This is a genomic window from Streptomyces sp. P9-A2 (genome assembly GCF_036634175.1).
GTDB classification, from domain to species: domain Bacteria; phylum Actinomycetota; class Actinomycetes; order Streptomycetales; family Streptomycetaceae; genus Streptomyces; species Streptomyces pratens.
The window spans coordinates 1,975,081-2,001,860 of sequence record NZ_JAZIFX010000001.1; the positions used below are offsets into that span (position 1 = coordinate 1,975,081).

At 70.7% G+C, this 26,780-nt stretch carries 21 protein-coding genes and 1 riboswitch; of the genes, 7 read left to right on the forward strand and 14 right to left on the reverse strand.

What is annotated here, in order from left to right:
• Positions 1 to 53 precede the first annotated feature (53 nt).
• Positions 54 to 293 (reverse strand): hypothetical protein, encoded by a 240-nt coding sequence (locus V4Y04_RS08940; protein ID WP_332426844.1) that lies wholly within the window; start codon positions 291 to 293, stop codon positions 54 to 56.
• Positions 294 to 449: 156 nt separating this feature from the next.
• On the opposite strand from V4Y04_RS08940, the gene V4Y04_RS08945 reads away from it, so the two are divergent.
• Together V4Y04_RS08945 and V4Y04_RS08950 are read left to right on the forward strand one after the other, a co-directional pair.
• Positions 450 to 1,181: a rhomboid family intramembrane serine protease gene (locus tag V4Y04_RS08945; RefSeq protein WP_332426846.1), complete on the forward strand. Its 732-nt coding sequence runs from the start codon at positions 450 to 452 to the stop codon at positions 1,179 to 1,181.
• Positions 1,181 to 1,462: an Lrp/AsnC family transcriptional regulator gene (locus tag V4Y04_RS08950; protein WP_332426847.1), complete on the forward strand. Its 282-nt coding sequence runs from the start codon at positions 1,181 to 1,183 to the stop codon at positions 1,460 to 1,462. Before V4Y04_RS08945 ends, V4Y04_RS08950 begins: the two co-directional genes overlap by 1 nt.
• A gap of 601 nt (positions 1,463 to 2,063) precedes the next feature.
• Here V4Y04_RS08950 and V4Y04_RS08955 read toward each other — a convergent pair.
• From V4Y04_RS08955 to ctaE, 6 genes are all read right to left on the reverse strand, one after another.
• Positions 2,064 to 3,512, reverse strand: coding sequence for an aminotransferase class V-fold PLP-dependent enzyme (locus V4Y04_RS08955; RefSeq protein ID WP_332426848.1), 1,449 nt, complete (start codon positions 3,510 to 3,512; stop codon positions 2,064 to 2,066).
• A gap of 614 nt (positions 3,513 to 4,126) precedes the next feature.
• Positions 4,127 to 4,243: riboswitch (SAM riboswitch) on the reverse strand.
• Between the two features lie 123 nt (positions 4,244 to 4,366).
• Positions 4,367 to 5,431 carry an anthranilate phosphoribosyltransferase gene (gene trpD, locus V4Y04_RS08960; RefSeq protein WP_332426849.1) on the reverse strand — a complete coding sequence of 355 codons (1,065 nt, stop codon included), beginning with the start codon at positions 5,429 to 5,431 and terminating at the stop codon, positions 4,367 to 4,369.
• A 174-nt stretch (positions 5,432 to 5,605) separates the two neighbouring features.
• Positions 5,606 to 7,267 (reverse strand): cytochrome bc1 complex cytochrome b subunit, encoded by a 1,662-nt coding sequence (qcrB, locus tag V4Y04_RS08965; protein WP_332426850.1) that lies wholly within the window; start codon positions 7,265 to 7,267, stop codon positions 5,606 to 5,608.
• Positions 7,264 to 8,322 carry a cytochrome bc1 complex Rieske iron-sulfur subunit gene (qcrA, locus tag V4Y04_RS08970; protein ID WP_332426852.1) on the reverse strand — a complete coding sequence of 353 codons (1,059 nt, stop codon included), beginning with the start codon at positions 8,320 to 8,322 and terminating at the stop codon, positions 7,264 to 7,266. The genes qcrB and qcrA overlap by 4 nt, the downstream gene beginning before the upstream one ends.
• A complete protein-coding gene (qcrC, locus tag V4Y04_RS08975) occupies positions 8,319 to 9,131 on the reverse strand; it encodes a cytochrome bc1 complex diheme cytochrome c subunit (RefSeq protein ID WP_332426854.1) in 813 nt (270 codons plus the stop codon). The genes qcrA and qcrC overlap by 4 nt, the downstream gene beginning before the upstream one ends.
• 79 nt (positions 9,132 to 9,210) lie before the next feature.
• Positions 9,211 to 9,822: an aa3-type cytochrome oxidase subunit III gene (gene ctaE, locus V4Y04_RS08980; RefSeq protein ID WP_332426855.1), complete on the reverse strand. Its 612-nt coding sequence runs from the start codon at positions 9,820 to 9,822 to the stop codon at positions 9,211 to 9,213.
• A gap of 201 nt (positions 9,823 to 10,023) precedes the next feature.
• Here ctaE and V4Y04_RS08985 point away from each other — a divergent pair, with 201 nt between their 5' ends.
• The gene (locus V4Y04_RS08985) at positions 10,024 to 10,425 is read left to right on the forward strand and encodes a hypothetical protein (protein WP_332426856.1); all 402 of its coding nucleotides are present in this window, start codon (positions 10,024 to 10,026) and stop codon (positions 10,423 to 10,425) included.
• 343 nt (positions 10,426 to 10,768) lie between these two features.
• Here V4Y04_RS08985 and V4Y04_RS08990 read toward each other — a convergent pair whose 3' ends face one another.
• The 4 genes from V4Y04_RS08990 to ctaC form a co-directional block, all read right to left on the reverse strand.
• Positions 10,769 to 12,040, reverse strand: coding sequence for a L,D-transpeptidase (locus V4Y04_RS08990; RefSeq protein ID WP_332426857.1), 1,272 nt, complete (start codon positions 12,038 to 12,040; stop codon positions 10,769 to 10,771).
• Between the two features lie 173 nt (positions 12,041 to 12,213).
• Positions 12,214 to 12,612, reverse strand: a complete 399-nt coding sequence (locus V4Y04_RS08995) for a cytochrome c oxidase subunit 4 (RefSeq protein ID WP_332426858.1) — start codon at positions 12,610 to 12,612, stop codon at positions 12,214 to 12,216.
• The gene (gene ctaD, locus V4Y04_RS09000; protein ID WP_332426859.1) at positions 12,609 to 14,345 is read right to left on the reverse strand and encodes an aa3-type cytochrome oxidase subunit I; all 1,737 of its coding nucleotides are present in this window, start codon (positions 14,343 to 14,345) and stop codon (positions 12,609 to 12,611) included. The genes V4Y04_RS08995 and ctaD overlap by 4 nt, the downstream gene beginning before the upstream one ends.
• A complete protein-coding gene (gene ctaC, locus V4Y04_RS09005; RefSeq protein ID WP_332426860.1) occupies positions 14,342 to 15,301 on the reverse strand; it encodes an aa3-type cytochrome oxidase subunit II in 960 nt (319 codons plus the stop codon). Before ctaC ends, ctaD begins: the two co-directional genes overlap by 4 nt.
• 351 nt (positions 15,302 to 15,652) lie before the next feature.
• Between ctaC and V4Y04_RS09010 the strand changes: the two genes are divergently transcribed.
• Positions 15,653 to 17,131, forward strand: a complete 1,479-nt coding sequence (locus V4Y04_RS09010) for a cysteine desulfurase/sulfurtransferase TusA family protein (RefSeq protein WP_332426861.1) — start codon at positions 15,653 to 15,655, stop codon at positions 17,129 to 17,131.
• 328 nt (positions 17,132 to 17,459) lie between these two features.
• On the opposite strand, the gene V4Y04_RS09015 is transcribed toward V4Y04_RS09010, so the two are convergent.
• Positions 17,460 to 18,434, reverse strand: coding sequence for a carbohydrate kinase family protein (locus tag V4Y04_RS09015; protein WP_332426862.1), 975 nt, complete (start codon positions 18,432 to 18,434; stop codon positions 17,460 to 17,462).
• 130 nt (positions 18,435 to 18,564) lie between these two features.
• Between V4Y04_RS09015 and V4Y04_RS09020 the strand changes: the two genes are divergently transcribed.
• On the forward strand, positions 18,565 to 18,774 hold the full coding sequence (locus V4Y04_RS09020; protein ID WP_332426864.1) for a hypothetical protein: 210 nt from the start codon (positions 18,565 to 18,567) through the stop codon (positions 18,772 to 18,774).
• 1,134 nt (positions 18,775 to 19,908) lie between these two features.
• Positions 19,909 to 21,393, forward strand: coding sequence for a hypothetical protein (locus V4Y04_RS09025; protein WP_332432765.1), 1,485 nt, complete (start codon positions 19,909 to 19,911; stop codon positions 21,391 to 21,393).
• 106 nt (positions 21,394 to 21,499) lie between these two features.
• On the opposite strand, the gene V4Y04_RS09030 is transcribed toward V4Y04_RS09025, so the two are convergent.
• The gene (locus V4Y04_RS09030) at positions 21,500 to 21,856 is read right to left on the reverse strand and encodes a HesB/IscA family protein (RefSeq protein WP_332426865.1); all 357 of its coding nucleotides are present in this window, start codon (positions 21,854 to 21,856) and stop codon (positions 21,500 to 21,502) included.
• A gap of 419 nt (positions 21,857 to 22,275) precedes the next feature.
• Between V4Y04_RS09030 and nadA the strand changes: the two genes are divergently transcribed.
• Positions 22,276 to 23,460, forward strand: a complete 1,185-nt coding sequence (gene nadA, locus V4Y04_RS09035; protein ID WP_332426866.1) for a quinolinate synthase NadA — start codon at positions 22,276 to 22,278, stop codon at positions 23,458 to 23,460.
• 83 nt (positions 23,461 to 23,543) lie between these two features.
• Here the strand turns inward: nadA and V4Y04_RS09040 are convergent, their stop codons facing one another.
• Entirely contained in the window at positions 23,544 to 26,696 is a 3,153-nt protein-coding gene (locus V4Y04_RS09040) for an efflux RND transporter permease subunit (protein WP_332426867.1), read from the reverse strand.
• Positions 26,697 to 26,780 lie beyond the last annotated feature (84 nt).

Below are 26,780 nucleotides of genomic sequence, written 5' to 3' on the forward strand. Positions count from 1 at the left end.
CCATTGCCTGTGTCCGACCCCGCGTGCGGGGTCCCTGGGCGGGGCCCGCTCCCTCAGGAGCCGGCGCCCGGCCTGTCGACGAGTTCCACCTGGTCCACGGCGTTGCACCAGCGGCACCGCACCGACTCGATCGTCTCACCGAGGACCTCGCGCTCCTCGACCTTCGGCTCCCCGGCCAGATCGAGGTGGACGTACTCCACGACCTTGGACGAGCGGGTCACGTCGAAACGGGTGAGGTTGCCGCAGAGGGTGCAGCGCCACCGTGTCGAGGTGGTCGGCAGGGGGACCGTCATCGTGGCTGTTCGCCTTCCTTCCAGTGTCCGTGACGCGGCGGGCACCCGACGCGTCTGGCACATAACCCTACGGCCTGGCAGGTCTTCGCCGCCCGCCCGTTCACGGCGGCGAGGCGGTCTGTGCGGTTGCGTCCGCTTACGTCATGCTCTGTGTTCATGATCCGCAACTGGGGCGCGGCGGCTGCCGGGGCGCTGAGACGCCCGTCGGCACCGGTGACCCACACCCTCATCGCTGTATGCTGCCTGGTCTTCCTGCTCGGGCCGGCCTCGGGACTCGATCCGGGGTACGGGACCGGGGACGAGCTGCTCGCCGCGCAGCGCGGCTACTTCCGCCACTGGGGGGTGATTCCCGCAGACGTGTTCGAAGGGTCCCCCTGGAGTGCCCTCACTCCGGCCACGGCCCTGTTCGTCCACGGCAGCTGGGTGCATCTGCTCGGTAACATGCTCTTCCTCCATGTCTTCGGGACGATGACCGAGGCCCGCATGGGCCGCCTGCGGTTCACCCTGTTCTACGTCGGCTGCGGGTACCTCGCCCTGCTCGGGTACGCCGTGGCCAACGCGGACTCGGAGCAGTCCCTGGTCGGCGCCTCGGGGGCGATCTCGGGGATCGTCGGCGCGTTCCTCTTCCTGTTTCCCCGGGCGCGGGTGACCAGTCTGCTGCCGTTCCTGTTCTTTCTGCCGGTGCGCTTCCCCGCGTGGGTGGTACTGCCGTTCTGGGTGGCGCTGCAGTGGCTGGCGGCGGGGCGGGCCTCCGACGGGCCGGGGGTGGCGTACCTGGCCCACCTGCTGGGCTTCGGGCTGGGCTTCTGCTGGGCGTGGGTGCGGTTCAAAGGGGCGACTACAGTGAGAACAGCCCCAGCTCCGGCCCCCGAGGGAGAGAACCAGTAGTGATCACCGCGATCGTCCTCATCAAGACCAGCGTGGACCGGATCCCCGAGATCGCGGAGCGGATCGCCGCGCTGGACAGCGTCAGCGAGGTCTTCTCCGTCACCGGGACCTACGACCTGATCGCCATGGTCCGGGTCAAGGCGCACGAGGACCTGGCGGAGGTCATCCCGGGCCGGATCAACAAGATCCCGGGTGTGGAGGGGACGGACACGCACGTGGCGTTCCGCACGTACTCGCAGCACGACCTGGAGGCCGCGTTCGCGATCGGCCTCGACAACTGACCGGCCCGGACCGGGAGGGCCCGCGCGGCGGGAGTGCCGGGGCGCCCTAGGGCCTGTCCGGCGGATCAAGTCGGAGGTAATCGGCGGTGTCCGTCCATCTGGGACAAGTGGGGTCTGGTGCGTTCAGCTGCAAGGCGGAGGAGGGCGCCGACGCGATGGGGGTCCCTCCCGCGCATGGGGGTCCCTCCCGCGCATGGGGGTCCCTCCCGCGCATGGGGGTCCCTCCCGCTCGAGCGCAGTCGAGAGTGGGGGAGCAGCCGAGCGTGGGGGAGTCGGCAACCGACGACAACGCCGCTGGGGGTCCCCCCTGCTCGAAGAGCTCGGGGGAGAGCGTGCCAGACCCCACGTCTCCGGCATGATCCGCCGGACAGGCCCTAGGCGTCCCGGGCAGCCGCGACGGGCCGAGGACGAAGAGTTCTTCGTCCTCGGCCCGTCCATGCCGTCCGGTCCGGATCGGACCGGACCGGAGGATCGGTCCCATGATTTTCGACCGCCGGAGGGCGGCCCCGACCGCGCCCTCCCTCGCGGCCCCCGCCGTCCGGCGGGCGGTGCCCGGTGGTGCCCGGCGGGGTGCGCGCGTACCGGGGCGGGCGACCGGGGCTCAGGCGGAGGTGTCCGGCACGCAGCGGCCGTCGACCGTCCGGTAGCTCCAGCGGGCGCCGCCGCGCACCAGCTCCCGGACGGCGCGGACGAAGCGCTCCACGTGTTCGTCCGGCGTTCCCGCGCCGAAGCTGACGCGGACCGCGTCGAGGGACGTCTCACCGGGCGCCGCCTCGGGGGCGCCGCACTCGCCCTGGTGGTGCGGATCGCCGCCGCGCAGGGCGCGCAGCAGCGGGTGCGCGCAGAACAGTCCGTCCCGTACGCCGATGCCGTACTCGGCGGAGAGGGCCGCGGCGAAGTGGGAGCTGTTCCAGCCGTCGACGACGAAGGAGAGCACGCCGACGCGCGGCGCGTCGTCCCCGAACAGGGACAGGAACCGCACCTCGGGCACGTCCGCGAGGCCGTCCCGCACGGTGCGGATCAGCCGCTCCTCGTGGGCGGCCAGCGTGCCGAACCCGGTCTCGGCGAGCGCCTTGCAGGCCGAGGCGACGGCGTGGGCGCCGATGACGTTGGGCGAGCCGGCCTCGTGGCGGGCGGCGCCGTCGTGCCACTGGACGTCCACTCCCCCGTCCTCGCGCCGGGTGACCTTGCGGCTGGCGCCGCCCCCCGCGAGGTAGGGCTCGGCCTCCCGCAGCCAGTCGGCGCGGCCGGCCAGGACGCCGGCACCGAACGGGGCGTACAGCTTGTGCCCGGAGAAGGCGACCCAGTCGACGTCCAGGTCACGCAGGCTCACCGCGTGGTGCGGGGCGAGCTGGGCGGCGTCCAGGACGATCCGGGCGCCGTGCGCGTGGGCGGTGGCGGCCAGCTCGCGTACGGGCCACAGCTCGCCGGTGACGTTGGAGGCGCCGGTGACGCAGACCAGGGCGGGACCATGGGGGTCGCGGGCGGCGAGGGCGTGTTCCAGGGCCCGTACGGCCTGCTCCGGGCTGTCCGGGGCGTCGAGGAAGGTGACGCGGGCGTCGCTCCCCCCGCGCCTTGCGGCCCGGGGGGACCCCCAGGGCAGCAGGGCGGCGTGGTGCTCGGTCTCGAAGACGAAGACCTGGCAGTCGTCCGGGAGGGCGGCGGCGAGCAGGTTGAGCGAGTCGGTGGTGGACCGCGTGAAGACCACCTGGTCCCCGTCCCGGCAGTCGAGGAACTCGGCGACGGTCCGGCGTGCGTTCTCGAACAGCTCGGTGGAGAGCTGGGAGAGGTACCCGGCGCCGCGGTGGACACTGCCGTAGTAGGGCGCGTACGCGGCCACGTCGTCCCACACCCGCTGGAGCGCCGGGGCGCTGGCGGCGTAGTCGAGCGCGGCGTAGGTGACCTCCCCGCCGGTGACGAGCGGAACGGTGACGTCCCGGCCGAGCACGGGCAGCGGGGCGCGGCCGGACGGGCCGTCGTCGGCGGGGATGACGGTGGCGACGGTGGCAGTAGCAGCGGCAGCGGCAGCGGCGACGGTGGAAACAGACATGGCTGAACTCCCGTGGAAGCAGGCGGAATCACCACGCGAGCGCACCCGGCTCGAGCGTGGGAGAAGGGGATGGGGAATCTGCGCGGGCGTGGTTCCCCGGCCTCGGAACGGCCGGCGGAAACGCCTCGGGGTCTGTCCTGGGGATCGGACCCCAGGGCCTGTTCCGCGGATCACGTCGGAGGGGCCGACGGCATCTGTCCCCCTGGGGTGAGCGAGGACCGGTGCGTTCAGCCGCACGGCGGAGAAGGGCGTGCCGCTCCCCGTGCCTCCGGCATGATCCGCCGGACAGGCTTAGGGCGTGTTTCGAAAGGAGCGTCGGCCGCCCGGAGGGCGGGCCCCCGCGGTGTCATGGGGGTCCCCCCTGCTCGAGCGGAGCCGAGAGCTTGGGGGAGCCGTGCGATCGCACGGCGGAGGGTCGCCCGCGTACCGGTCGTACGTGGGCGACCCCGACAACGCGGCTGGGGGTCCCCCTGCTCGAAGAGCTTGGGGGAGTGCGTGCCGGACGCCGCGGGGCAGGCGGGACTTTCGAAACACGCCCTAGCGCATTCGCTTGCTCACGGAAGGCTCCCTCGAACGACCAGGACCCCTGGTGTGTCACTCGATCGAGTGCGAGGGGTCCGCGCTTGCCGCGAGCCTTGCTGCTCACGGCCTGGTCCTCACCCGGGGCACCCCGCCACGGACGGAGGGTTGCCGGACAGCCGGCCGGGGCCTGATGGCTGTCGCTCATGACCTGGTCCCAGATCTTGCCAACACAGCCCCGTACGCGCAAGGCGCGGTCCGGATCCTGGACGGATCCGGACCGCGCCGATGGCTCGGGACGTACGGCTCGGGACGTACGGCTCAGGATGTACGGCTCACGCGTTGCTGGCCAGCACCCAGCGCTCCAGAACCCGCCGGGCGGCGCCCGAGTCGATCGATTCGGCGGCCTTGGCCATCCCTGCCCCGAGCTGCTCCGCCAGCGTCCCGGTGCCCGGTTCGAGTGCCACCAGCGCCGCCGCCGAGTTCAGCAGTACCGCGTCCCGCACCGGGCCGTGTTCGCCGTCCAGCACCCGGCGGGCGACCTCCGCGTTGTACGACGCGTCGGCGCCGCGCAGGGCCTCCAGCGGCACGGGTTCGATGCCGACGTCGCGCGGGTCGAAGCGTTCCTCGGTCACCTGCCCGTCCCGGACCACCCACACCGTCGAGGGGCCGGTGGTGGTCAGCTCGTCGAGACCGTCGTCGCCGCGGAACACCAGCGAGGAGTGTCCGCGTCCGGCGAACACACCGGCCATGATCGGAGCCATCCTCGGGTCGGCGACCCCGACGGCCTGGGCCCTGACCCGGGCCGGGTTGGCCAGCGGGCCGAGGAAGTTGAACACCGTCCGGACGCCCAGCTGGCCCCGCGCGGCCGCCACATGGCGCAGCGCCGGGTGGAACTTCACCGCGAAGCAGAAGGTGATGCCGGCTTCCTCGGCGACCTCGGCGACCCGCTGCGGGGTCAGCTCCAGGTTGACGCCGAGCTTCTCCAGGACGTCGGAGGCGCCGGACGCGGAGGAGGCGGCCCGGTTACCGTGCTTGACGACCTTCGCCCCGGTGCCGGCGATGACGACGGAGGACATCGTGGAGATGTTCACCGTCCTGGCGCCGTCGCCACCGGTACCGACGATGTCGACGGTCCGCCCGGGCACCTCGATGCCGATGGCGTGGTCGTACATCGCCCGGACGCAGCCGGTGATCTCCTCGACGGTCTCGCCCTTGGCCCGCAGGGACACGGCGAACCCGGCGATCTGCGCGTCGGTGGCCTCACCGCGCATGATCAGGTCCATCGCCCAGGCGGTGTCGTCGGCGGACAGGTCGTGGCCGTCGAGCAGGCCGTTCAGCAGGGCGGGCCAGGAGCGGTCCGCCGCGGTGTTGCCTCCTGCGGGGGTCACAGCGCTCATCGGCCGCTCCTGGGTCCTCGACGTCTTCGGCAGACGGATGGGTAGGGGTTTCGTCCCCACCCTATCGATCCGGGGGCACGACGAAGGGCCCCCGTCCGGTCCTCGGACGGGGGCCCTGCGCAGTCGTGTGGCGACTCGGTTGCCTTGGGAAGGCGGTTGAGGCGGTGCGGGGGATCAGTGGTGGCCGTGGCCGCTCGTGATCTCCTTGTACTCCTCGACGGTCGGCTTCGGAATCTGGGACTCCCCGCCGTAGTAGCCCTTGCTGAGCTTGACGCGCAGCTTCTCGAGCGGCTTCACCTTGCGCTCGACACCGTTCTCGTCGACGAGCGGGCCGATCTCGGCCGGCTGGTACTGCTCGTGCGCCGTGAGGGTGTGCAGCTGCTCCTGGCTGAGCGGCTCGTGGACCTCGATGAACTCACCGTGCGGCAGGCGCTTGATGATGCCCGACTCGCGGCCGTGCAGCACCTTGTCCTTGTCCCGGCGCTGCAGGCCGAGGCAGATCCGCTTGGTGACGATGAACGCCACCACGGGCCCGGCGAAGAACCCGATGCGGACGAACCAGGTGATCGCGTTGATCGACAGGTTGAAGTGGGTGGCCCACAGGTCGTTGCCACCGCCGACGAGGGCGATGAAGTACATGGTGATCCAGGCGACACCGAAGGCGGTCCGCGTCGGGGCGTTGCGCGGGCGGTCCAGGATGTGGTGCTCGCGCTTGTCCCCGGTCACCCAGGACTCGATGAACGGGTAGACGGCGATGGACGCCAGGACCAGCCCGAAGACCATCAACGGGATGAACACACCCAGGACGAGCGTGTGGCCCCAGAAGTTGATCTCCCAGCCCGGCATCACCCGGACCAGGCCCTCGGAGAAGCCCATGTACCAGTCGGGCTGGGCTCCGGTGGAGACCATGTCCGGCCGGTAGGGGCCGATGTTCCAGATCGGGTTGATCGTCGCGATCGCCGAGACGACGGCCAGCACGCCGAAGACCAGGAAGAAGAAGCCTCCGGCCTTCGCCATGTACACCGGCAGCAGCGGCATGCCCACGACGTTCTTGTTGGTCTTGCCGGGGCCCGCGAACTGCGTGTGCTTGTGGTAGAAGACCAGGATCAGGTGCGCCACCACGAGGCCGAGCATGATGCCCGGCAGCAGCAGGATGTGGATCGAGTAGAACCGGGCGATGAAGTCGTCCCCCGGGAACTCCCCGCCGAAGATGAACATCGAGAGGTACGTGCCGACGATCGGAATCGACAGGACCGCGCCCTGCGTGAAGCGGATACCGGTGCCGGAGAGCAGGTCGTCCGGGAGCGAGTAGCCGGTGAAACCGGTGAACATGCCCAGGACGAGGAGCAGGAAGCCGAACAGCCAGTTGACCTCACGCGGCTTGCGGAACGCGCCGGTGAAGAACACGCGCATCATGTGCACGAACATGCCGGCCACGAAGATCAGCGCGGCCCAGTGGTGGAGCTGCCGGATCAGCAGACCGCCACGGACGTCGAAGCTGATGTCCAGCGTCGACTTGTAGGCCTCACTCATCAGCTGTCCCTGCATCGGGACGTAGCTGCCGTGGTACACCACCTCGTTCATCGACGGGTGGAAGAACAGCGTCAGGTACACACCCGTGAGGATGATGATGATGAAGCTGTAGAGGCAGATCTCACCCAGCATGAACGACCAGTGGTCGGGGAAGATCTTGCGCATGTTGGCCTTGGCCAGGGAGTAGATCCCCAGCCGTCCGTCGGCCCAGTCCGCGACGCGTTCGCCGGCCGGGGCCTTCCCGCGGGAGCGGCCCGGCCCCTCGGCGCCGGACGGATTCGTGGTGCTGGTCGTGGTACTCATCCGCGCTCCCAGAAGGACGGACCGACGGGCTCTTCGAAGTCGCCGAGCGCTTCGAGATAGCCCTCGTCGTTCACACCGATACGCAGCTGCGGCAGGGCGTGACCGGCGGGACCGAAGATGACCCGGGCCCCGTCGGAGAGGTCGAAGGTGGACTGGTGGCAGGGGCACAGAGCGTGGTGCGTCTGCTGCTCGTACAGGGAGATCGGGCAGCCCACGTGGGTGCAGATCTTCGAGTACGCGACGATGCCCTCGTGCGACCACTCGAGCTCGCGCTTGTCCTTGATGTCGTCCGGCTGGATACGGACGATCATCAGGGCGGCCTTGGCGATCTCGTTCATGAACCCGTGCTCGTGCGGATCCAGGCCCTCCGGCTGGGCGAAGGTCAGCGAGCCCACGATGATGTCGGACGGCCGCAGGGGCTCGTTCGTGTTCATGTTGACGAGCAGCTTGCCCTTTTCCCACGCCGTGTGGCGGAGCTTGGTCCCGGGCAGCGGACCGAGGTCGCGCAGCAGGACCACTCCGGAGAGCGGGACCAGGGCCAGCGCGCCGAACATCGTGTTGCGGATCAGCTTGCGCCGTCCGATCACGGACTCCTTCGCGCCCTGGCGGAAGTCGTCCATGACCTGCGCGCGGACCTCCGGCGACGCGGCGACCGGGTGCCGCTCGTCGGCGATCTCGTGGTCCGACATCAGCGTGCGGCCCCAGTGGACCGCGCCGGCGCCGATGGTGAACAGGGCGATGCCGAGGGTCATACCGAGCGCGAAGTTCAGCGCGTTGATGTGACCGATCGGGAAGATGTAGACGGACTGGTCGACCGGGATCGTCACGAACGACGCGATGAAGCCGACGGTGGCCAGCATCGACAGCGTGAACAGCAGGGCGACCGTACGCTCGGACCGCTTGGCGGCCCGCTCGTCGATGTCCTGGACCCGCGGCTCGTGGGGCGGCAGCCCCGGGTCGGCGAACGGGTTCTTCTCGTCCGCGACACGCACCGCGCCGTGCGCGGTGTCCTGCCCTGCGGGCAGTTTCTCTTCGGGAGTCTCTTGGGTACTCATGACTTCCTGGCCTTTGCGGTCCGAGCGGCGACCCAGACGGCGACCGCGATCATCCCGCCGAGTCCGAAGATCCAGGCGAACAGACCCTCGGAGACCGGGCCGAGCCCACCCAGCGACAGGCCGCCGGGGCTCACGGTCTCCTCGCCGTTCACCGTCTTCACGTAGGCGATGATGTCCTTCTTGTTCTGCTCCGACAGCGAACCGTCGGGGAAGGAAGGCATGTTCTGCGGGCCGGTCAGCATGGCCTGGTAGATCTGCTTGGCGTCCACGCCCTCGAGGTCCGGGGCGTACTTGCCGTGCGTGAGCGCGCCGCCCTTGCCGGTGAAGTTGTGACACTGCGCGCAGTTGTTGCGGAACAGCTGACCACCCTGGGCGATGTCGGCGCCCTCGGGGCCGTACTGCTCCGCGGTGGGAACGGCCGGGCCGGCGCCCAGGGAGGCGATGTACGCCGCCAGCTGGTCGATCTCGGCCTGGGTGTAGACGGCCTTCTTCTTCGGAAGCTGCGCGGCCTGCGAGGTGGCGGCCGGCATACGGCCGGTGGCCACCTGGAAGTCGACGGCCGCCGCTCCCACGCCCACCAGGCTCGGACCATCGGTGGTGCCCTGCCCACCGGTGCCGTGGCAGCTGGCACAGCCGACCGCGTAGAGCTTCTTGCCCTCCTCGATGGTGAGGGATTGGGCGGTTTCGTCGGCCTGCGCCTTGCTCGCGGGTGCGAACACGGCGTACAGCCCCCCGGTGCATGCCAGCGCGAGGAGCAGAACGACGAGCGCCGCCAACGGGTGGCGTCGTCGTACGGAGAGCTTTTTCACGGATTACCCCGGTGTCAGGATCTTCTGCGTCGATGCTTCTGGTGAGTGCGCTTCTTCGAGCGCGCGGATTCGGGTCCGCCTACTTGATCATGTAGATCGTGGCGAAGAGGCCGATCCAGACGACATCGACGAAATGCCAGTAATAGGACACGACGATGGCCGCCGTCGCCTGGTCATGGGTGAACCTCCGAGCCGCGTAGGTCCGGCCCAGGACGAACAGGAAGGCGAAGAGGCCTCCCAGCACGTGCAGGCCATGGAAGCCGGTGGTCAGGTAGAAGACCGAACCGTAGGCGTCCGAGGAGATGGACAGACCCTCGTGCTTGACCAGCTCGGTGTACTCGATGACCTGGCCGGCGATGAAGACCGAGCCCATGATGAACGTGACGATGAACCACGCCCGGAGCTTCTTCACGTCACCGCGCTCGGCGGCGAAGACGCCGAGCTGGCAGGTGAGGGAGGAGAGCACCAGGATCGTGGTGTTCGTCAACGCGAACGGGAAGTTCAGCGTGTCGGCCTTCTCCGACCAGAAGTCGGGTCCGGTCACCGATCGCAGGGTGAAATACATTGCGAAGAGGGCCGCGAAGAACATCAGTTCGGAACTCAGCCAGATGATGGTTCCGACGCTGGTGAGGTTCGGTCGATTGACCGACGGGTGCGCGTGCCCGGTGTCTACTGTCGTTGCTGTCGCCACGCCGACATTATGTCGGTCGCTTATCCCGCCCTCACCCCGGGGGGTGCCGTTCGGTGCGTTCGCCCGTCGTGTACTGCCCGGATGGCCTATCGAAGCGGTGTCCGAACCAGTGTTGACAAGCTGCCGGAAGGGGTAGCATCCGCGCCATCGGCACCACTGGTGCCGGACGATGCCGTGCCCCCTCACGAGTGTGGAGGAACAATGCAGGCGACCGCCACGGTGCTGGTCTACAGCGACAACTCAGGCACCCGGGAGCAGGTGCGGCTCGCCACCGGCCGGCGGCCGGCCCCGGACGTACCCGTCGTGGAGTTCGTGGAGTGCGCGACCCTCCCGGCCGTCCTCAAGGAGCTGGAGCGGGGCGGGATCGATGTCTGCGTCCTGGACGGCGAGTCGTCGCCGGTGGGCGGTATGGGCGTGTGCCGCCAGATCAAGGACGAGATCTTCGCGTGTCCGCCGGTACTGCTGCTCATCGGCCGGCCCCAGGACGCCTGGCTGGCCACCTGGAGCCGCGCGGAGGCCGCTGTGACGCTGCCGGTGGAGCCGGTGGAGTTCGCCTCGGCCCTGGCCTCCCTGCTGCGCCAGAAGCACGCCCTGAGCGTTTAGGGCCTGTCCGGCGGATCAGGCCGGGGACGCGGGGGCCGGCACGCCCTCCCCCAAGCTCTTCGAGCAGGGGCCCCAGCGGCGTTGTCGTCGGTTGCCGACTCCCCCGAGCTCTCGGCTTCTCCCCCGAACTCTCGGCTCCGCTCGAACAGGGGGGACCCCCATGAACAGGGGGACCCCCATCGCGTCGACGCCCTCCTCCGCCTTGCGGCTGAACGCTCCCCCACGCTCGAACATGCTCGCGCGGGAGGGTCCCTCATCGCCCCCCGCTCGGCCCGGCCGGACAGACGCCGCCGGTCACCTCCGGCTCGATCCGCCGGACAGACCCCAGGGCCTTCCGTTCGGATCAGGCCGCCCGGGGGCGCAGCCGTGCCTGCTCCTCGGGGGCGGGGGCGGCTGCGGTGTCTCCCGCCAGGGCGCTGCCCGCGCGCCATTGGGCCCAGGTGAGGTTCCAGTCGCCGAAGCCGTTGCCGAACGGCTCCATGGTGGTGCCGCCCGAGTTGGCGACCTCGACGAGGTCGCCCTGGTCGAACGTGTCGAAGAACCACTCGGCGTCGTCGGTGCTCATGCCGACGCAGCCGTGGCTGACGTTGTCGTAGCCCTGGGAGCCGACGGACCAGGGAGCGGCGTGCACGTACTCGCCGCTCCAGGTCACCCTGGTGGCGAAGTGGACGGACATGTCGTAGGACTCGGAGGAGCCCTCGGCGATGCCGATGCTGGTGCTGAGCATACGTACGAGGCGTTCCTTGGCGAGGACGACCTTGACGCCGTTGCGGGTCTCGAAGCCCGGCTTGCCCGCGGTGACGGCGATCGTCCTGATCTCCTCGCCGCTCTTGTGGACCGTCAGCCGGTGCGCGGCGACGTCGACGACGGCTATGACCCGGTCGCCGGTCCTGAGGGTCAGCGGTTCGGCCTTGCCGCCCCTCAGCCGGTCGCCGATCCTGACGCCCTCCAGGTTGCTGCGCATCCTGACCGTGGCGTTCTCGGGCCAGTACTCCTTCGGGCGGAAGTGGAGCGACTTGTCGTCCACCCAGTGCCAGGCGCCGTCCACCGCGGGTGTGGAGGACACCTTGAGGCCGCGCTCCACGACGGCGCGCTGGGCGGGGTCCCGGACCGGTGCGCTCAGCTCGGCGGTGAGCGGCTGGCCGACGCCGTAGGTGCCCGTTCCGGGGCCGAAGGTGACGCCGAGGCTCTTGGCGTCGCCGCTCTTGGTGGCGAGCCTGCCCGTGGTGAAGGTGAGGACCTCGCGGCCCCGCGCGCCGTCCTCGTCCTCGGTGCTGACCCGGACCGTGTAGGCGGCGTCGGCGGCGAGCGGGGAGGTGCTGTGCCAGCGGCTGCCGTCGGCGGCGAGTTCGCCCGCCACGTGACGGCCCGCGGCGTCCACCGCCGTGACGTCGGTGATGCGCCCGTCGGAGTCCTCGGCCACGACCTCCAGGGGCAGGTCCGGGTCGGCCTTCTTCCCTTCGGAGGGACCGCTGAAGCTGATCCGGTCCGCGGCGTCGTAGGGCTCGGAGGACAGCCGGTCCTCGCCGGAGGAGCAGCCGGTGCCGCCCGCGCCGAGGGCGATCACCAGCAGCGTGCAGCCGACGACGGTGCGGTTTCGAGAAGCACGTCTCATGACCTCACGCTAGGGAGCCTCGTCAACTGCGGCACGCCGAAAGGCTCGAACGAGTGACATCCCGTGCGGCCGAACGCGACGCGGGGCCCGTGCGGCCGGACACGACGCAGGGCCCGGACGCTCCTGAGGGAGTGTCCGGGCCCTGCGCGGGACGCCCGTGTTACCGATGCGTACTACTGGGTGCGGTTCTCACCGCGGTAGTACTCGAAGACCCAGCCCCAGAGGCTGAGCACGATCAGCGGTGCCGCGAAGTACATCAGCCACCAGCCGACGGCGACGGCCAGGAAGGCGACCGCGGCACCGAGGCCGAGACCGAGCGGCTGCCAGCTGTGCGGGCTGAAGAACCCGACCTCGCCGGCGTCGTCGGCGACGTCCGCCTCCTTGTCGTCCTGAGGACCCACGTCGACCCGCCGGGCGGTGAAGCCCAGGTAGAAGCCGACCATGATGCTCAGGCCGAAGGCCAGGAAGAGGGCCGTGGTACCGGCCGGCTCCTTCGACCACACGCCGTAGACGACCGCCACGGCGAGCAGGAAGACGCTCAGCCAGATGAACATCTTGCCCTGGATCTTCACTTGCCGGCCTCCTTGCCGCCGGAGAGGACCTTCTCACCGTGACCGGTGTTCTCGAGCTGGTCGAGCGCGGCGATCTCCGGGTGGTGCAGGTCGAACGCCGGGGATTCGCTGCGGATCCGCGGCAGGGTGAGGAAGTTGTGGCGCGGCGGCGGGCAGGAGGTGGCCCACTCGAGCGAACGGCCGTACCCCCACGGGTCGTCGACCTCGATCTTCTTGCCGTACTTGGCCGTCTTCCAGATGTTGTAGAAGAACGGCAGCATCGACATGCCGAGCAGGAACGACGCGATGGTCGAGACGGTGTTCAGCGCGGTGAAGCCGTCGGCCGCCAGGTAGTCCGAGTAACGGCGCGGCATGCCCTCGGCACCCAGCCAGTGCTGGACCAGGAACGTGCCGTGGAAGCCGGCGAACAGCGTCCAGAAGGTGATCTTCCCGAGGCGTTCGTCGAGCATCTTGCCGGTGAACTTCGGCCACCAGAAGTGGAAGCCGGCGAACATCGCGAAGACGACGGTGCCGAACACCACGTAGTGGAAGTGCGCCACCACGAAGTACGAGTCCGTGACGTGGAAGTCCAGCGGCGGCGAGGCCAGGATGACGCCCGTCAGACCACCGAAGAGGAAGGTCACCAGGAAGCCCGCCGACCAGAGCATCGGTGTCTCGAAGCTCAGCGACCCCTTCCACATGGTGCCCAGCCAGTTGAAGAACTTCACCCCGGTCGGGATCGCGATCAGGAAGGTCATGAAGGAGAAGAACGGCAGCAGCACACCGCCGGTGGCGTACATGTGGTGCGCCCACACCGTCACCGACAGACCCGCGATCGCGATGGTCGCGCCGATCAGGCCCATGTAGCCGAAGATCGGCTTGCGGGAGAAGACCGGGACGATCTCGGAGACGATGCCGAAGAACGGCAGCGCGATGATGTACACCTCGGGGTGACCGAAGAACCAGAACAGGTGCTGCCAGAGCAGCGACCCGCCGTTGGCCGGGTCGAAGATGTGCCCGCCGAACTTCCGGTCGTACTCGAGCGCGAAGAGCGCCGCCGCGAGCACCGGGAAGGCGAGCAGGACCAGCACACCGGTCAGCAGCACGTTCCAGGTGAAGATCGGCATGCGGAACATCGTCATGCCGGGAGCGCGCATGCAGATGATCGTGGTAATGAAGTTGACCGCACCGAGGATCGTGCCGAAGCCGGAGAGGGCCAGGCCCATGATCCACATGTCACCGCCGAGCCCCGGTGAGCGGACGACGTCCGTCAGCGGGGAGTAGGCGGTCCAGCCGAAGCTGGCGGCGCCGTCCGGGGTGAGGAAGCCGCCGAGCGCGATCAGCGAGCCGAACGTGAACAGCCAGTAGGCGAACATGTTCAGCCGCGGGAAGGCGACGTCGGGCGCGCCGATCTGGAGCGGCATGATCCAGTTCGCGAAACCGGAGAACAGGGGCGTCGCGAACATCAGCAGCATGACCGTGCCATGCATCGTGAACGCCTGGTTGAACTGCTCGTTCGACATGATCTGCAGGCCCGGCCGGGCCAGCTCGGCGCGCATGACGAGCGCCATCACGCCACCGATGCAGAAGAACACGAACGACGACGCCAGGTACATGGTGCCGATCGTCTTGTGATCAGTGCTGGTGAGCCACTTGACGATCACATTACCGGGCTGCTTGCGCCGGACCGGCTGCTCGCCCTCGTAGGAGTCCACAGTCGCTGCGGCACCCCGGGGTTCATTGAGGATGCTCACAGGATGTTCGCCTCCCGGTTCTTCTCGTGGCTCGTCTGGTCGATGCCGGCGGGAACGTAACCGGTCTGTCCCTTCTCCGCGAGCTCCTTGAGGTGCTGCTCGTAGCGCTCGGGGGAGACGACCTTCACGTTGAACAGCATCCGGGCGTGGTCCACGCCGCAGAGCTCGGCGCACTTGCCGAGGAAGGTGCCCTCACGGTTGGGGACCACCTCGAAGGCGTTGGGGTGACCCGGGATGACGTCCTGCTTCATCAGGAACGGCACCACCCAGAAGGAGTGGATGACGTCCCGCGAGGTCAGGACGAAGCGGACCCGCTTGCCCTCGGGCAGCCACAGGGTGGGGCCCGGGTTGTTGGTCTGCGGGTTCCGCGTCGAGGGGGTACCGCAGTCGTTGACACCGCCGGCGTCGGCCGGGAAGGCCTTCTTGTAAAGGTCCGGCACCGCCTCGAGTGCCTTGTCGGTCTTGGCGTCGCCGGTGGAACCCTCGACGTTCGCGATGTAGTTGAAGCACCAGCTCCACTGGAAGCCGACGACGTTCACGGTGACGTCCGGCTTCGGATCGAGCTTCATCAGCTCGGACTCGTCCCGGGCCGTGAAGTAGAAGAAGACCGAAACGATGATGAGCGGAACCACGGTGTACAACGCCTCGATGGGCATGTTGTAGCGGGTCTGCGGAGGTACCTCGACCTTGGTGCGGCTGCGCCGGTGGAAGAAAGCACTCCACAGGATCAGGCCCCACACCAGCGCGCCGATGGCGAGCGCGGCGGCCCAGGATCCCTGCCACAGGGAGAGGATTCGCTCGGCCCCCTCTGACGTGGGGGTGGGCATACCAAGGCGGGGGAAGTCCTCCCATGTGCAACCGGTGGCGGTTGCCAGGACCAGGCCCGCAGTCAGTGCCTGCAGCAGCTTCCGCCGCGTCGGGCGCCGCGGCGAGCGGTCGGAGCCGTTGGGACTCACGTAGCGCCTTCCCGAGAGTCTCGCCCGCGCTGTACGGCTGCGGCCTGGCCTTCTCGCTGGTCGGTCGCCGCCCTGCGTCGGGCAGGGGTTTGGATGTTTATGCGGACCAAACCCTAGCCGACGCCTTCCGGGGGGTCGCGGGGAGGGGGTCATACGCGCCGCCCGTCACCCCGAAGGGGTGGAAGGCGCGCCCGATGGCCGGGAGCGCGGCTCGTGCGGTGGCAACGGCCGGGCCCGGCAGGCACAAAGAGCGCCGGGGCGCTCGCGCCCCCACCTCCCCGTTCTCCTCCCCTTCCCGTTCCCCTCCGTCCCCACTCCCTCCCCCGCCGGGCCGCGGCTTACCGTTGCCGTATGGCCTACTTCGACGCCGCGTCCGCCGCTCCGCTCCATCCCGTCGGCCGTCAGGCCCTGTTGGCCGCGCTGGACGACGGGTGGGCCGATCCGGCGCGACTGTACCGGGAGGGCAGGAGGGCCCGGCTGCTGCTGGACGCGGCCCGCGAGGCGGCGGCGGAGGCGGTGGAATGCCGCCCGGACGAGCTGGTGTTCACCCCGTCCGGCACCCGGGCGGTGCATGCCGGGATCGAGGGCGCGCTGGCCGGGCGGCGGCGCGTCGGGCGCCACCTGATCGTGTCAGCGGTCGAACATTCTTCCGTCCTCCATGCGGCTGAGGTCCACGAAGCCCTGGGCGGTTCGGTCACCGAGGTCGGGGTGGACCGCACGGGGGCCGTGACTCCGGACGCCTTCGCCGGTTCGCTGCGGCCGGACACCGCGCTGGCCTGTCTCCAGTCGGCCAACCACGAGGTGGGGACGGTGCAGCCGGTGGCCGAGGTCGCCGAGGCGTGCCGGGCGGCGGGTGTGCCGCTGCTGGTGGACGCGGCCCAGTCGCTGGGCTGGGGGCCGGTGGCGGGCGACTGGTCGCTGCTCACGGCGAGCGCCCACAAGTGGGGCGGCCCGTCGGGCGTCGGGCTGCTCGTGGTGCGCAAGGGGGTGCGGTTCGCTCCCCGGGGACCGCTGGACGAACGGGAGTCGGGGCGGGCCGCCGGGTTCGAGAACATCCCGGCGGTGGTGGCCGCGGCGGCCTCGCTGCGGGCGGTGCGTGCCGAGGCCGCCGAGGAGGCGGCCCGGCTGCGGGAACTGACGGAGCGGATCCGGACGCGGGTGCCCGCGCTGGTGCCGGACGTGGAGGTGACCGGCGATCCGGAGCGGCGGCTGCCGGGGATCGTCACCTTCTCCTGTCTCTATGTCGACGGGGAGACGGTGCTGCACGAACTGGACGGCGCCGGCTTCTCCGTGTCGTCCGGTTCGTCGTGCACTAGCAGCACGCTCACCCCGAGCCATGTGCTGAGGGCGATGGGGGTGCTGAGCGAGGGCAACGTCCGCGTCTCGCTGCCGCCGGGGACACCGGCCGAGGACGTCGAGCGGTTCCTGACGGTCCTGCCGGGGGTGGTGGCGGGGGTACGGGAGAAGCTGGGGGCACCGGTGCCGTCCGGGGGCGGCGTACGGGACGCGGAGCGGGGCGACGAGGAGAGCGGCGCCCCGCCCGTGGATACACCGACCGTGGATACACCGGCCGGGGGCACTCCGGCAGGGGCGTCCACGGCCGGGGGCGCGCTGGTCGTGGACGCGCTGGGCCGGCGGTGCCCGGTCCCGGTGATCGAGCTGGCCCGGGTGATCGGCGACGTGCCCGTGGGCGGCACGGTACGGGTCCTCGCGGACGACGAGGCGGCCCGGCTGGACATCCCGGCGTGGTGCGAGATGCGCGGGCAGGAGTACGTGGGCGAGGAGCCGGCGGACCGGGGCTCGGCCTATGTGGTCCGCCGGGTCTCGTGAACGGCGGGGGCCCGGGCCCCGGGGATGCGGGGCCCGAGGGCTCGGTGACCCGGAGCCGAGGGCCGGTGACCCGGGAGCCGGGTGCCGGTGACCCGGGAGGCCGGTGACCCGGGAGCCGGGAATGCGGGGCCCGAGGGCTCGGTGACCCGGAGCCGAGGGCCGGTGACCCGGGAGCCCGATACCCCGGTGACCCGGAGCCGAGGGCCGTTGACCCGGGAGCCGTTGCCCCGGGGCCCGATACCCCGGTGACCCGGCAGCCGGGGCCCGATGCTCTCGGGGTTCGGGGGCCGGGGCTCGGTGCCCTCGGGGTTCGGGAACCGCTGGTGCGTCAGACCAGGTGCTTCTTCACCTCGGCCGCGGGCTCGTCGCCGTAGGCCTGGGCGAAGCGCTCCATGAAGTGGGCGCGGCGCAACTGGTACTCCTGGGTGCCGACGGTCTCGATGACCAGGGTGGCGAGCATGCAGCCCACCTGCGCGGCACGCTCCAGCGAGACGCCCCAGGCCAGTCCGGACAGGAATCCGGCGCGGAAGGCGTCGCCCACACCGGTCGGGTCCGCCTTGCGCTCCTCCTGGGCGCAGCCGACCTCGATGGGGTCCTCTCCTGCGCGCTCGATGCGCACGCCGCGGGAGCCGAGGGTGGTGACGCGGTGGCCGACCTTGCCGAGGATCTCGGCGTCGCTCCAGCCGGTCTTGCTCTCGATGAGCCCCTTCTCGTACTCGTTGGAGAAGAGGTAGGTCGCCCCGTCCAGCAGTATCCGGATCTCCTCCCCGTTCATCCGGGCGATCTGCTGGGAGAAGTCGGCGGCGAACGGGATACCGCGGGTGCGGCACTCCTCGGTGTGCCGGAGCATGCCCTCCGGGTCGTCGGCGCCGATGGAGACCAGGTCGAGGCCGCCCACCCGGTCGGCGACCGTCTTCAGCTCGATCAGCCGGGCCTCGCTCATCGCGCCCGTGTAGAAGGAGCCGATCTGGTTGTGGTCGGCGTCCGTGGTGCACACGAAGCGGGCGGTGTGCAGCGTCTCGGAGATGCGGACGGAGGCGGTGTCGACGCCGTGCCGCTCCAGCCAGGCCCGGTACTCGTCGAAGTCGGAGCCGGCGGCGCCGACGAGGATCGGCCGGGTGCCGAGCTGCCCCATGCCGAAGGAGATGTTCGCGCCCACGCCGCCCCGGCGTACATCGAGCTGGTCGACCAGGAAGGACAGCGAGACCGTGTGCAACTGGTCCGCGACGAGCTGGTCGGAGAAGCGTCCGGGGAACGTCATGAGGTGGTCGGTGGCGATGGAGCCGGTGACTGCGATGCGCACGGCGTGGACTCTCCTGAGGGAGGGGGATTGAAAGTCCACGCTATCTGGTGGGGGCCGTCCGATGAAGCCCGGCAAAACTACCCGATAGTAGATCTTTCTTCGTGACCTGCGGCATGCATACGGTGCCGACATGACGAACCTCAAGGTCCACGCCCCCACTCAGGCCGACCTCGACGGCGACCTCGCGTCGCTGCGCGGCGACTGCGCCCGGATGGCTCCCCGCTGGACGGCACAGGCCCGGGACGCCGCCCGCCCGGTCTCCCCGTCCCTGATCCACGGCGTGTCCGTCCCCTCGTCCTCGGCCCGTCTGCTGGACGAGACGTCGGAGTACGGCGACTGAGCCGGGTTCTTCCGCGGCCGGACCGGCGCCCGGGGAACCGTGCGCTCCTCCGTTGCGTCCCATCGCTGTCCCCCGTAAAGGGGATGCGGGATACGACCCGTCAGCAGTCCCGGTGCGACCGGGCAGGGTCTTCAGGGACAGCTGTGCAGCCGAAGGAGCGATGCGGTGAACACCGAGCGACCCGACAACGACGACGCCGGGGGACAGACCCCCGGCAGCGCGCGCGACACCGGGGGCGCTTCGGCCGACGGTGCGGACACCCCGCAGGGCGCGCAGTCCCCGGAGGGGGCCGCCTTTCCCGGCTCCTCCCCCGAGGTGCCCGCTCCGGAGACCGGCGAGTCCGGGGCGCCGGGGGCGGACACCGGGAACGCCGAGGCCGACGGCGACCGGCCGCCGGGCGGCGAACCCGAGAAGGCCCCGGGAGCCGGGAGCGAGGCCCCGGAGGCATCTGAAGCCCGCACCGACCCCCCGCAGACCGGAGACACGGCGGACGGCGGGGCGGCGGACGGCGGGGCGGCGGACGGCGGGGCGGCGGAAGGCGCCGAGGGCCGTGGGCCGAAGAGTGACTCCGTGCCCGCCCCCGGCGCCCAGGGCGGACGGTCGGCGCCCGGGGACGCCGGGACCGGAGCTCCGTCCGCCGGGGACGCGCAGGCCGGCTCCGCACCCACCGACGCCACCACGCCGTCGGCGCCGAAGCCGGTGGACGCGCGCGCACCCGGTGCGGAACCCCGGGCACCGCAGGCGGACGCACCGGAACCCCGGGCCCAGGAGACCGGCGCCGACAGGCCGTCCGCGTCGGAGAGCACGGACGCGACCTCGCCCGGAGCGGAGCCTGAGGCACCGCGGACCAATGGTGCCAAGACCCCGGCGCCGGATGCCGCAGCCCCCGGGAGCGCTGCCGCGGAGGCGGACGGCGGCGAGAACGACCAGGTCGCCGCGAACGAGTCTGTGGAGGCTCCTCGGAGCCCGGACGGGACTACGGCGGCCGAGGAGCCGAAGGCCGAGTCCGCGGTCACCGGGGTTTCCGGGCCCGATGCGCCCTTGGCCGGGGCCGCCGCCGGTGACGGTGCGGTGACGGACGAGGACGAGGGGCGTACCGGTGCGGGCCACGGTGCCACCGCGGCCCCCGCCGACGTGCACCGTGACGGTGACGGACCCGGAGCCGCGCGGTGGCGGTCGCCGGGGCTGGTCGCGGCGGTGGCCGCGGCGGTGCTGCTGGTCGGGGGCGGTGGGGCGTATCTCGCCGCCAGTGCCGTCGGCGGGTCGGGCGGCGGTACGACTCCGGGTGCGAACGGGGACGGCACTCCCCCGCCGCTCACCCTCGACGCCTACGCCGAGGGCGGGGCGCACGGCATCGCGCCGGGTGAGCCCAACCCGTACGGTGCCGCCTACCGCGCCGACGGCCCGCTCCCCGAGGGGCCCGGCTCGGCGCCGGTGTACCGCGCTCAGGGGCAGATCACCGAGGCGCAGGTGACCGGCCTGGCGCAGGCGCTCGGGGTCGACGGGAAGCCGGTGGCGGAGGGCGATGCCTGGCGGATCGGCGGCAAGGACGGCAGCGGGCCCACACTGCGGGTGGACCGCCGGGCCCCCGGCACCTGGACGTTCAGCCGGTACACGCCGGGCCCCGACGCCTGCACGGGCAAGGGCGGGACCTGCGAGGCCCCGTCGGCCGGCGACGCCCCCGCGGTGGGCGAGGAGGCCGCGAAGAAGGCCGCCGCGCCCGTGCTGAAGGCGGTGGGCCAGGACGACGCGAAGCTCGACGCCGGCCAGGCGATGGGCGTCAAGCGGGTGGTGAACGCGGAGCCCGTGGTCGGCGGGCTGCCGACGTACGGCTGGACGACCGGGGTGGTCGTCGGCGCCGGCGGTGAGGTGGTCGGCGGCAGCGGCCGGCTGTCGACGCCGGTGAAGGCGGACACGTATCCCGTGACGGGCGCGGAGAAGGCGCTGGAGCTGCTGAACACGGCGCCGGGCGCCGGGGAGCGCGCGAAGATCGGCGGCTGCGCCACTCCCGTACCGCTGGAGGGCGACGACCGGCAGGCGCAGCAGGAGCCGTGCGCCACGGTGACGACCCTGCCCGCCAAGGACACGGTCACCGTCGAGAAGGCGGTGTTCGGGCTGGCCGCGCACTCGGTGGACGGACAGCAGGCACTCGTACCGTCCTGGCTGTTCGAGGTGCGGCCGACGAAGGCGCAGGACGGCGGCACGGTCACGTACCCGGCGGTCGAGCCGGAATACCTCGCCCCGCGGGCACGGACCGGGGAGACCGGCACGCAGCCGGCGAAGCCGGGGGACGGTGACCGGCCGACCTCGGCGCCGGCCGCACGCGATGTCGCCGTCGAGGGCTACACCGCCGAGGGCGGCGAGCTGACGGTGACCTTCACCGGCGGGGTGTGCGCCGACTACAAGGCCACGGCGGACGAGAGCGGCGGCCGGGTCGCGGTCACCGTGACCGAGACGCCCTGGCCGGACAAGGTCTGCATCCTGATCGCCAAGGAGTACCAGCAGACGGTGCGGCTCGACGCGCCGCTGGCCGGCCGCGACGTGGTGGACGCCGACGGCGAGCCGGTGCCGCTGCACAAGGACGGCGCGCGGCTTCCCGCGGCGCCTTCGGAGCGGTGACGGGAGGCTGAAGGCCCGAAGGCGGCGGTCCCGTGGGAACGGGACCGCCGCCTTCGTGGTGCACCGTGCCGCCCTGGAGAGGTCCCGGAGCGGCGGTGGAGTCTGTTCAGCTGAAGGAGTCGCCGCAGGCGCAGGAGCCCGTGGCGTTCGGGTTGTCGATGGTGAAGCCCTGCTTCTCGATGCTGTCGACGAAGTCGATGGTGGCGCCGCCCAGGTACGGGGCGCTCATCCGGTCGGTGACGACCTTCACGCCGTCGAAGTCCTTCTCCACGTCGCCGTCGAGGGAACGCTCGTCGAAGAAGAGCTGGTAGCGCAGGCCGGAGCAGCCGCCGGGCTGGACGGCGACGCGCAGGGCGAGGTCGTCACGGCCTTCCTGGTCGAGCAGCGCCTTGACCTTGGCCGCGGCGGCTTCGGTCACGAGGATGCCGTCGGTGACGGTGGTGGTCTCGTCCGATACGGACATCTACATCTCTCCCGGGTTGTACGGAGACTGCTTGCCGACGGTTGCAACCGGAGGGGCCGCGGATTCATTCCGGGCCGGGAACGTGTTCTCTCGGCTCCGTCTTCATGCTCGCACACGCCCCGGCAAGCGGAAAACGGTCCATCCGGCCCTCTTCCGGACACCGCCCCGGAAACAGCCCCCGGACCTCACCCCGGAACCTGCCCCGGAAACCGCTCCGGAACCGCCGAAGTCCGGCCGGGAACGAACGAGCCTCCACCGGGATTCACGTCACATGGACGCTATGGCCGTCGTCAAACTGACGCGAGCCGGATATGATAGATAGCGTCAATTCGACGAGAAGTTGAACCGGTGTCCCGCTTGTCCCGCCGGGTCCGCTCCATGCGGACCCGGCGAGCCGCAGAACAGAAAGGGTGCGTGTCGTGACCACCGCCCAGACCCAGGAGCTCGACGTCCAGCCGTCGCCCCTCGCCCTGCTGCTCCTCGGCCGGGAGGCCGACCCGAGGAGCGAGCGCGGTGTGGAGTGTCCCGGAGACCTCCCCTCGCCGTCCGACCCGGACCTGGTGGAGCGCGCCCGCGCCGCCAAGGAGAAGCTCGGGGACAAGGTCTTCGTCCTCGGCCACCACTACCAGCGCGACGAGGTCATCCAGTTCGCCGACGTCACGGGCGACTCGTTCAAGCTGGCCAAGGACGCCGCCGCGCGCCCGCAGGCCGAGTACATCGTGTTCTGCGGTGTGCACTTCATGGCCGAGTCGGCGGACATCCTCACCGGCGACGACCAGAAGGTGGTCCTGCCGGACCTCGCGGCCGGCTGCTCCATGGCCGACATGGCCACCGCCGAGCAGGTCGCGGAGTGCTGGGACGTGCTGACCGAGGCCGGGATATCCGACCGGGTCGTGCCCGTCTCGTACATGAACTCCTCCGCCGACATCAAGGCCTTCACGGGCAAGCACGGCGGCACCATCTGCACCTCCTCCAACGCGAAGCGCGCCCTCGACTGGGCCTTCGAGCAGGGCGAGCAGGTCCTCTTCCTCCCCGACCAGCACCTCGGCCGCAACACCGCGGTGCGGGACCTGGGGATGTCCCTGGAGGACTGCGTCCTCTACAACCCGCACAAGCCGAACGGCGGGCTGACGGCACAGGAGCTGCGGGACGCGAAGATGATCCTGTGGCGGGGCCACTGCTCGGTGCACGGCCGCTTCAGCCTGGACTCGGTCAACGACGTGCGCGAGCGCATCCCGGGCGTGAATGTCCTGGTCCACCCCGAGTGCCGGCACGAGGTCGTGGCCGCGGCGGACTACGTCGGGTCGACCGAGTACATCATCAAGGCGCTGGAGGCGGCCCCGGCCGGTTCCAAGTGGGCGATCGGCACGGAGCTGAACCTGGTGCGCCGGCTGGCGAACCGTTTCGCTCCCGAGGGCAAGGAGGTCGTCTTCCTCGACAAGACGGTCTGCTTCTGCTCCACCATGAACCGCATCGACCTCCCCCACCTGGTCTGGACCCTGGAGTCCCTCGCCGAGGGCAACCTGGTCAACCGCATCGAGGTGGACAAGGAGACCGAGCAGTTCGCCAAGCTGGCCCTGGAGCGGATGCTGGCACTGCCGTAACCACGTCGACCACGACGGAGGGCCTGCCCGGAACCGAAGTTCCGGGCAGGCCCTCCGTCGTACGCGACCGACTCGCGAACCGGTCAGACCTGCGCCGACGCCGTGTCGTCCGCGGACTCGGCGGACTTCTCCGCTTCCGCCGGCTCCGCTTCGTCCCCGGCCGCCGTGTCCTTCTTCAGGGCCTTCTTCTTCGCGCGCCGCTCCTTGCGGAGCTCCAGCATCGCGTAGAGGGTCGGGACCAGGAGGAGGGTCAGCAGGGTCGAGGTGATCAGACCGCCGATCACCACCACGGCCAGCGGCTGCGCGATGAAGCCGCCCTCGCCGGTGACGCCGAGCGCCATCGGGAGCAGGGCGAAGATCGTCGCCAGGGCCGTCATCAGGATCGGGCGCAGCCGGTGCCGGCCGCCCTCGATCACGGCCTCGACGACACCGTAACCCTGGGCGCGGTACTGGTTGACCAGGTCGATCAGCACGATCGCGTTGGTGACCACGATGCCGGTCAGCATCAGCATGCCGATCATCGCGGGGACGCCCATCGGGGTGCCCGTGACGATCAGCAGGCCGATCGCGCCGGTCGCCGCGAACGGGATGGACACCAGCAGGATCAGCGGCTGGGCGAGCGAGCGGAAGGTGCCGACCAGGAGCATGAAGATGATCGCGATCGCCGCGAGCATCGCCAGGCCCAGGTTGGCGAACGCCTCGTCCTGGTCCGCGGACACGCCGCCGATCTCCGCCGTCGCGCCCGCCGGGAGGGTGAGCGCGTCGATCTTCGTCTGGAGCTCCGCGCTGACCGCGCCGGTGTTGTCGCCGGTCGGGCGGGCGGTGACGGTGGCGGAGCGCTGGCCGTCGATCCGGGTCATGGACACCGGGCCGTCCACCAGCTCGACGGTGGCGATGTCGCCCAGCTCCACCGGGCCCAGGGGCAGCTTCTTCAGTTCGGCCAGCGTGGTGGCCGGCTCTGCCGAGCGGATGACGACGTCGCGCTCGGTGTCGTCGAGGACCGCCTTGGCGGCCGGGGTGCCCCGGACCGCCTGGGCGACGGCGGCGCCGAGCGTCCGGTCGTCGAACCCGGCCGCGGCGGCACGGGAGGTGGCCTCGACGGAGATCCGCGGCACGCTCTGCGACAGGTCGCTGGTGACGTCCGTGACGTCGTCCAGCGAGGCCACGGCCTCCTGGACCTGGTCGGCCGCCTTGCGCAGCACCTGCGCGTCGGCCGCCTTGACGACGACGCTCAGGTCCTGGCTGCCGAATCCGTCGCCGCCCGCGATGGTGGTGGTGCCGATGCCGTCGAGTTCGCCGAGGCCCTTCTCGATGCGCTTCTGCACGTCTGCGGAGGACGCGGAGTCATCCAGCATGACCTGGTAGGTGGCCTGGTTGCTGTCCGTACCGCCGCCGAAGGCGGCCATGAAGCCGGACGAGCCGATGGTGACCTGGTGGTCCTTGACGCCCTTGGTGTCGCCGAGCAGCTTCTCGACCTTCTTGGCCTGCTCGTCGGTCGCCGCGAGGCTGGTGCCGGGCTCCAGCTCCTGGCGGACCGTGAGGACCGGCTGCTCGCCCTGGTCGAAGAAGTTGGTCTTGAGCAGCGGGGTCATCCCGAGGGTGCCGATCAGGACGACGGCGGCGATGCCGATACTGGCCAGCCTGCGCCGGGTGGCGAAGCCCAGGACGGAGACGTAGACGCGCTGGAGGCGGCTCTTCGCCTCCTTCTCCTCGGCAAGCCGGCGGGCTTCCTCGGCGTCCTCGGGGGTGCCCTTCGGGGGACGCAGGAACCAGTACGACAGGACGGGGACGACCGTCAGCGACACCAGCAGGGAGGCGAGCAGCGCCGCGGTGACGGTGAGGCTGAAGGAGCCGAACAGCTCCCCGACCATGCCGCCGACCAGGCCGATCGGCAGGAAGACGGCGACGGTGGTCAGCGTCGCGGAGGTCACCGCGCCGGCCACCTCACGGACGGCGACCAGGATCGCCTCGCGGCGCTCCTCGCCGTAGCCGAGGTGCCGCTTGATGTTCTCCAGGACGACGATGGAGTCGTCGACGACCCGGCCGATCGCGATGGTCAGCGCGCCCAGGGTCAGCATGTTCAGCGACAGGTCGCGCGTCCACAGCACGATCAGCGCGAGCACGATGGACAGCGGGATGGACACCGCGGTGACCAGGGTCGAGCGGATCGAGGCCAGGAAGACCAGGATCACCAGGACCGCGAAGACCAGGCCGAGCGCGCCCTCGACGGTCAGGCCCTCGATGGCCTGGGCGACGGCCGGGCCCTGGTCGCTGACGACGGTGAGGTCGGCGCCCGCGCCGAGTGCCTCGCGCAGCTCGGGCAGCTTCTCGTCGACGGCGTCCGAGATGGCGACGGCGCTGCCGTCGTGGTCCATGGTGACCACCACGGCGAGGCTGGGTTCGCCGTTGGTGCGGGTGAGGGAGTCGGCCCTGGCCTCCTGCTGCTCGACCTTCGCCACCGAGCCGAGACGGACCGGCTTGCCCTTGCCGCCGGGCTCGCCGGTGACCATCAGGTCCTCGATCTGCTCGAGCGAGGTGTAGCCGCCGCCCACCTGGACGGTGCGGTTGGCGCCGTCCTCGTCGAAGGAGCCGGCCGGGACGGTCGCGCCGCCCGCCTGGAGGGCCTGCAGGAGCGACTGCGTCGTGAGGCCGGCGTCGGCGAGCTTCGCGTCGTCGGGGGTGACGGTGACCTGGAGGTCCCGTACGCCGTCCACGGCGACCTGGCCGACGCCGTCGATGGCCTCCAGCTCGGTGACCACTGTCCGGTCGAGCTGGTCGGCGAGGGCCTGCTGGTCCTTGTCGGAGGTGACGGCGAGGACCACGGTCGGGATGTCGTCGGTGCTGCCGGCGACGACCTGCGGGTCCACGCCGTCGGGCAGCACGGCCCGGGCCCGGTTGACGGCCTGCTGGACGTCGGCGACGAGCTGCTTGGTCTCGTTGCCGAAGTCGAAGGAAGCCATGATCACGGCGTTGCCCTCGCTGGCCGTCGAGGTGACGCCGGAGATGCCGTCGACGGCCTCCAGGTTGTTCTCGATGGGCTCGACGACCTGCTTCTCCACCACGTCCGGGGACGCGCCCTGGTAGGGGGCGATCACGGAGATCATGGGCAGTTCGATGGTCGGCAGCAGCTGCTGCTTGAGCTGAGGTATCGCGATCGCCCCGAACACGAGCGCGACGATCGACATGAGTCCGATCAGGGCGCGTTGCGCGAGGCTGAATCTGGCCAGCCAGGACATGGGTTACGGATCTCTCTTCTGTGAGCGTGTGTGAGCGGTTGGGAACGTCTGCGAGCGGTTGGAAGTGCGGTCTGAAGGGGGGTG

What these genes read in the sequence shown, in the direction of transcription:
- V4Y04_RS08940 (WP_332426844.1), bottom strand. Translation starts at nt 293, where the DNA reads ATGACGGTCCCCCTGCCGACCACCTCGACACGGTGGCGCTGCACCCTC.
- V4Y04_RS08945 (WP_332426846.1), top strand. Translation starts at nt 450, where the DNA reads ATGATCCGCAACTGGGGCGCGGCGGCTGCCGGGGCGCTGAGACGCCCG.
- V4Y04_RS08955 (WP_332426848.1), bottom strand. Translation starts at nt 3,512, where the DNA reads ATGTCTGTTTCCACCGTCGCCGCTGCCGCTGCCGCTGCTACTGCCACC.
- trpD (WP_332426849.1), bottom strand. Translation starts at nt 5,431, where the DNA reads ATGAGCGCTGTGACCCCCGCAGGAGGCAACACCGCGGCGGACCGCTCC.
- qcrB (WP_332426850.1), bottom strand. Translation starts at nt 7,267, where the DNA reads ATGAGTACCACGACCAGCACCACGAATCCGTCCGGCGCCGAGGGGCCG.
- qcrA (WP_332426852.1), bottom strand. Translation starts at nt 8,322, where the DNA reads ATGAGTACCCAAGAGACTCCCGAAGAGAAACTGCCCGCAGGGCAGGAC.
- V4Y04_RS08985 (WP_332426856.1), top strand. Translation starts at nt 10,024, where the DNA reads ATGCAGGCGACCGCCACGGTGCTGGTCTACAGCGACAACTCAGGCACC.
- V4Y04_RS08990 (WP_332426857.1), bottom strand. Translation starts at nt 12,040, where the DNA reads ATGAGACGTGCTTCTCGAAACCGCACCGTCGTCGGCTGCACGCTGCTG.
- V4Y04_RS09010 (WP_332426861.1), top strand. Translation starts at nt 15,653, where the DNA reads ATGGCCTACTTCGACGCCGCGTCCGCCGCTCCGCTCCATCCCGTCGGC.
- V4Y04_RS09020 (WP_332426864.1), top strand. Translation starts at nt 18,565, where the DNA reads ATGACGAACCTCAAGGTCCACGCCCCCACTCAGGCCGACCTCGACGGC.
- V4Y04_RS09030 (WP_332426865.1), bottom strand. Translation starts at nt 21,856, where the DNA reads ATGTCCGTATCGGACGAGACCACCACCGTCACCGACGGCATCCTCGTG.
- V4Y04_RS09040 (WP_332426867.1), bottom strand. Translation starts at nt 26,696, where the DNA reads ATGTCCTGGCTGGCCAGATTCAGCCTCGCGCAACGCGCCCTGATCGGA.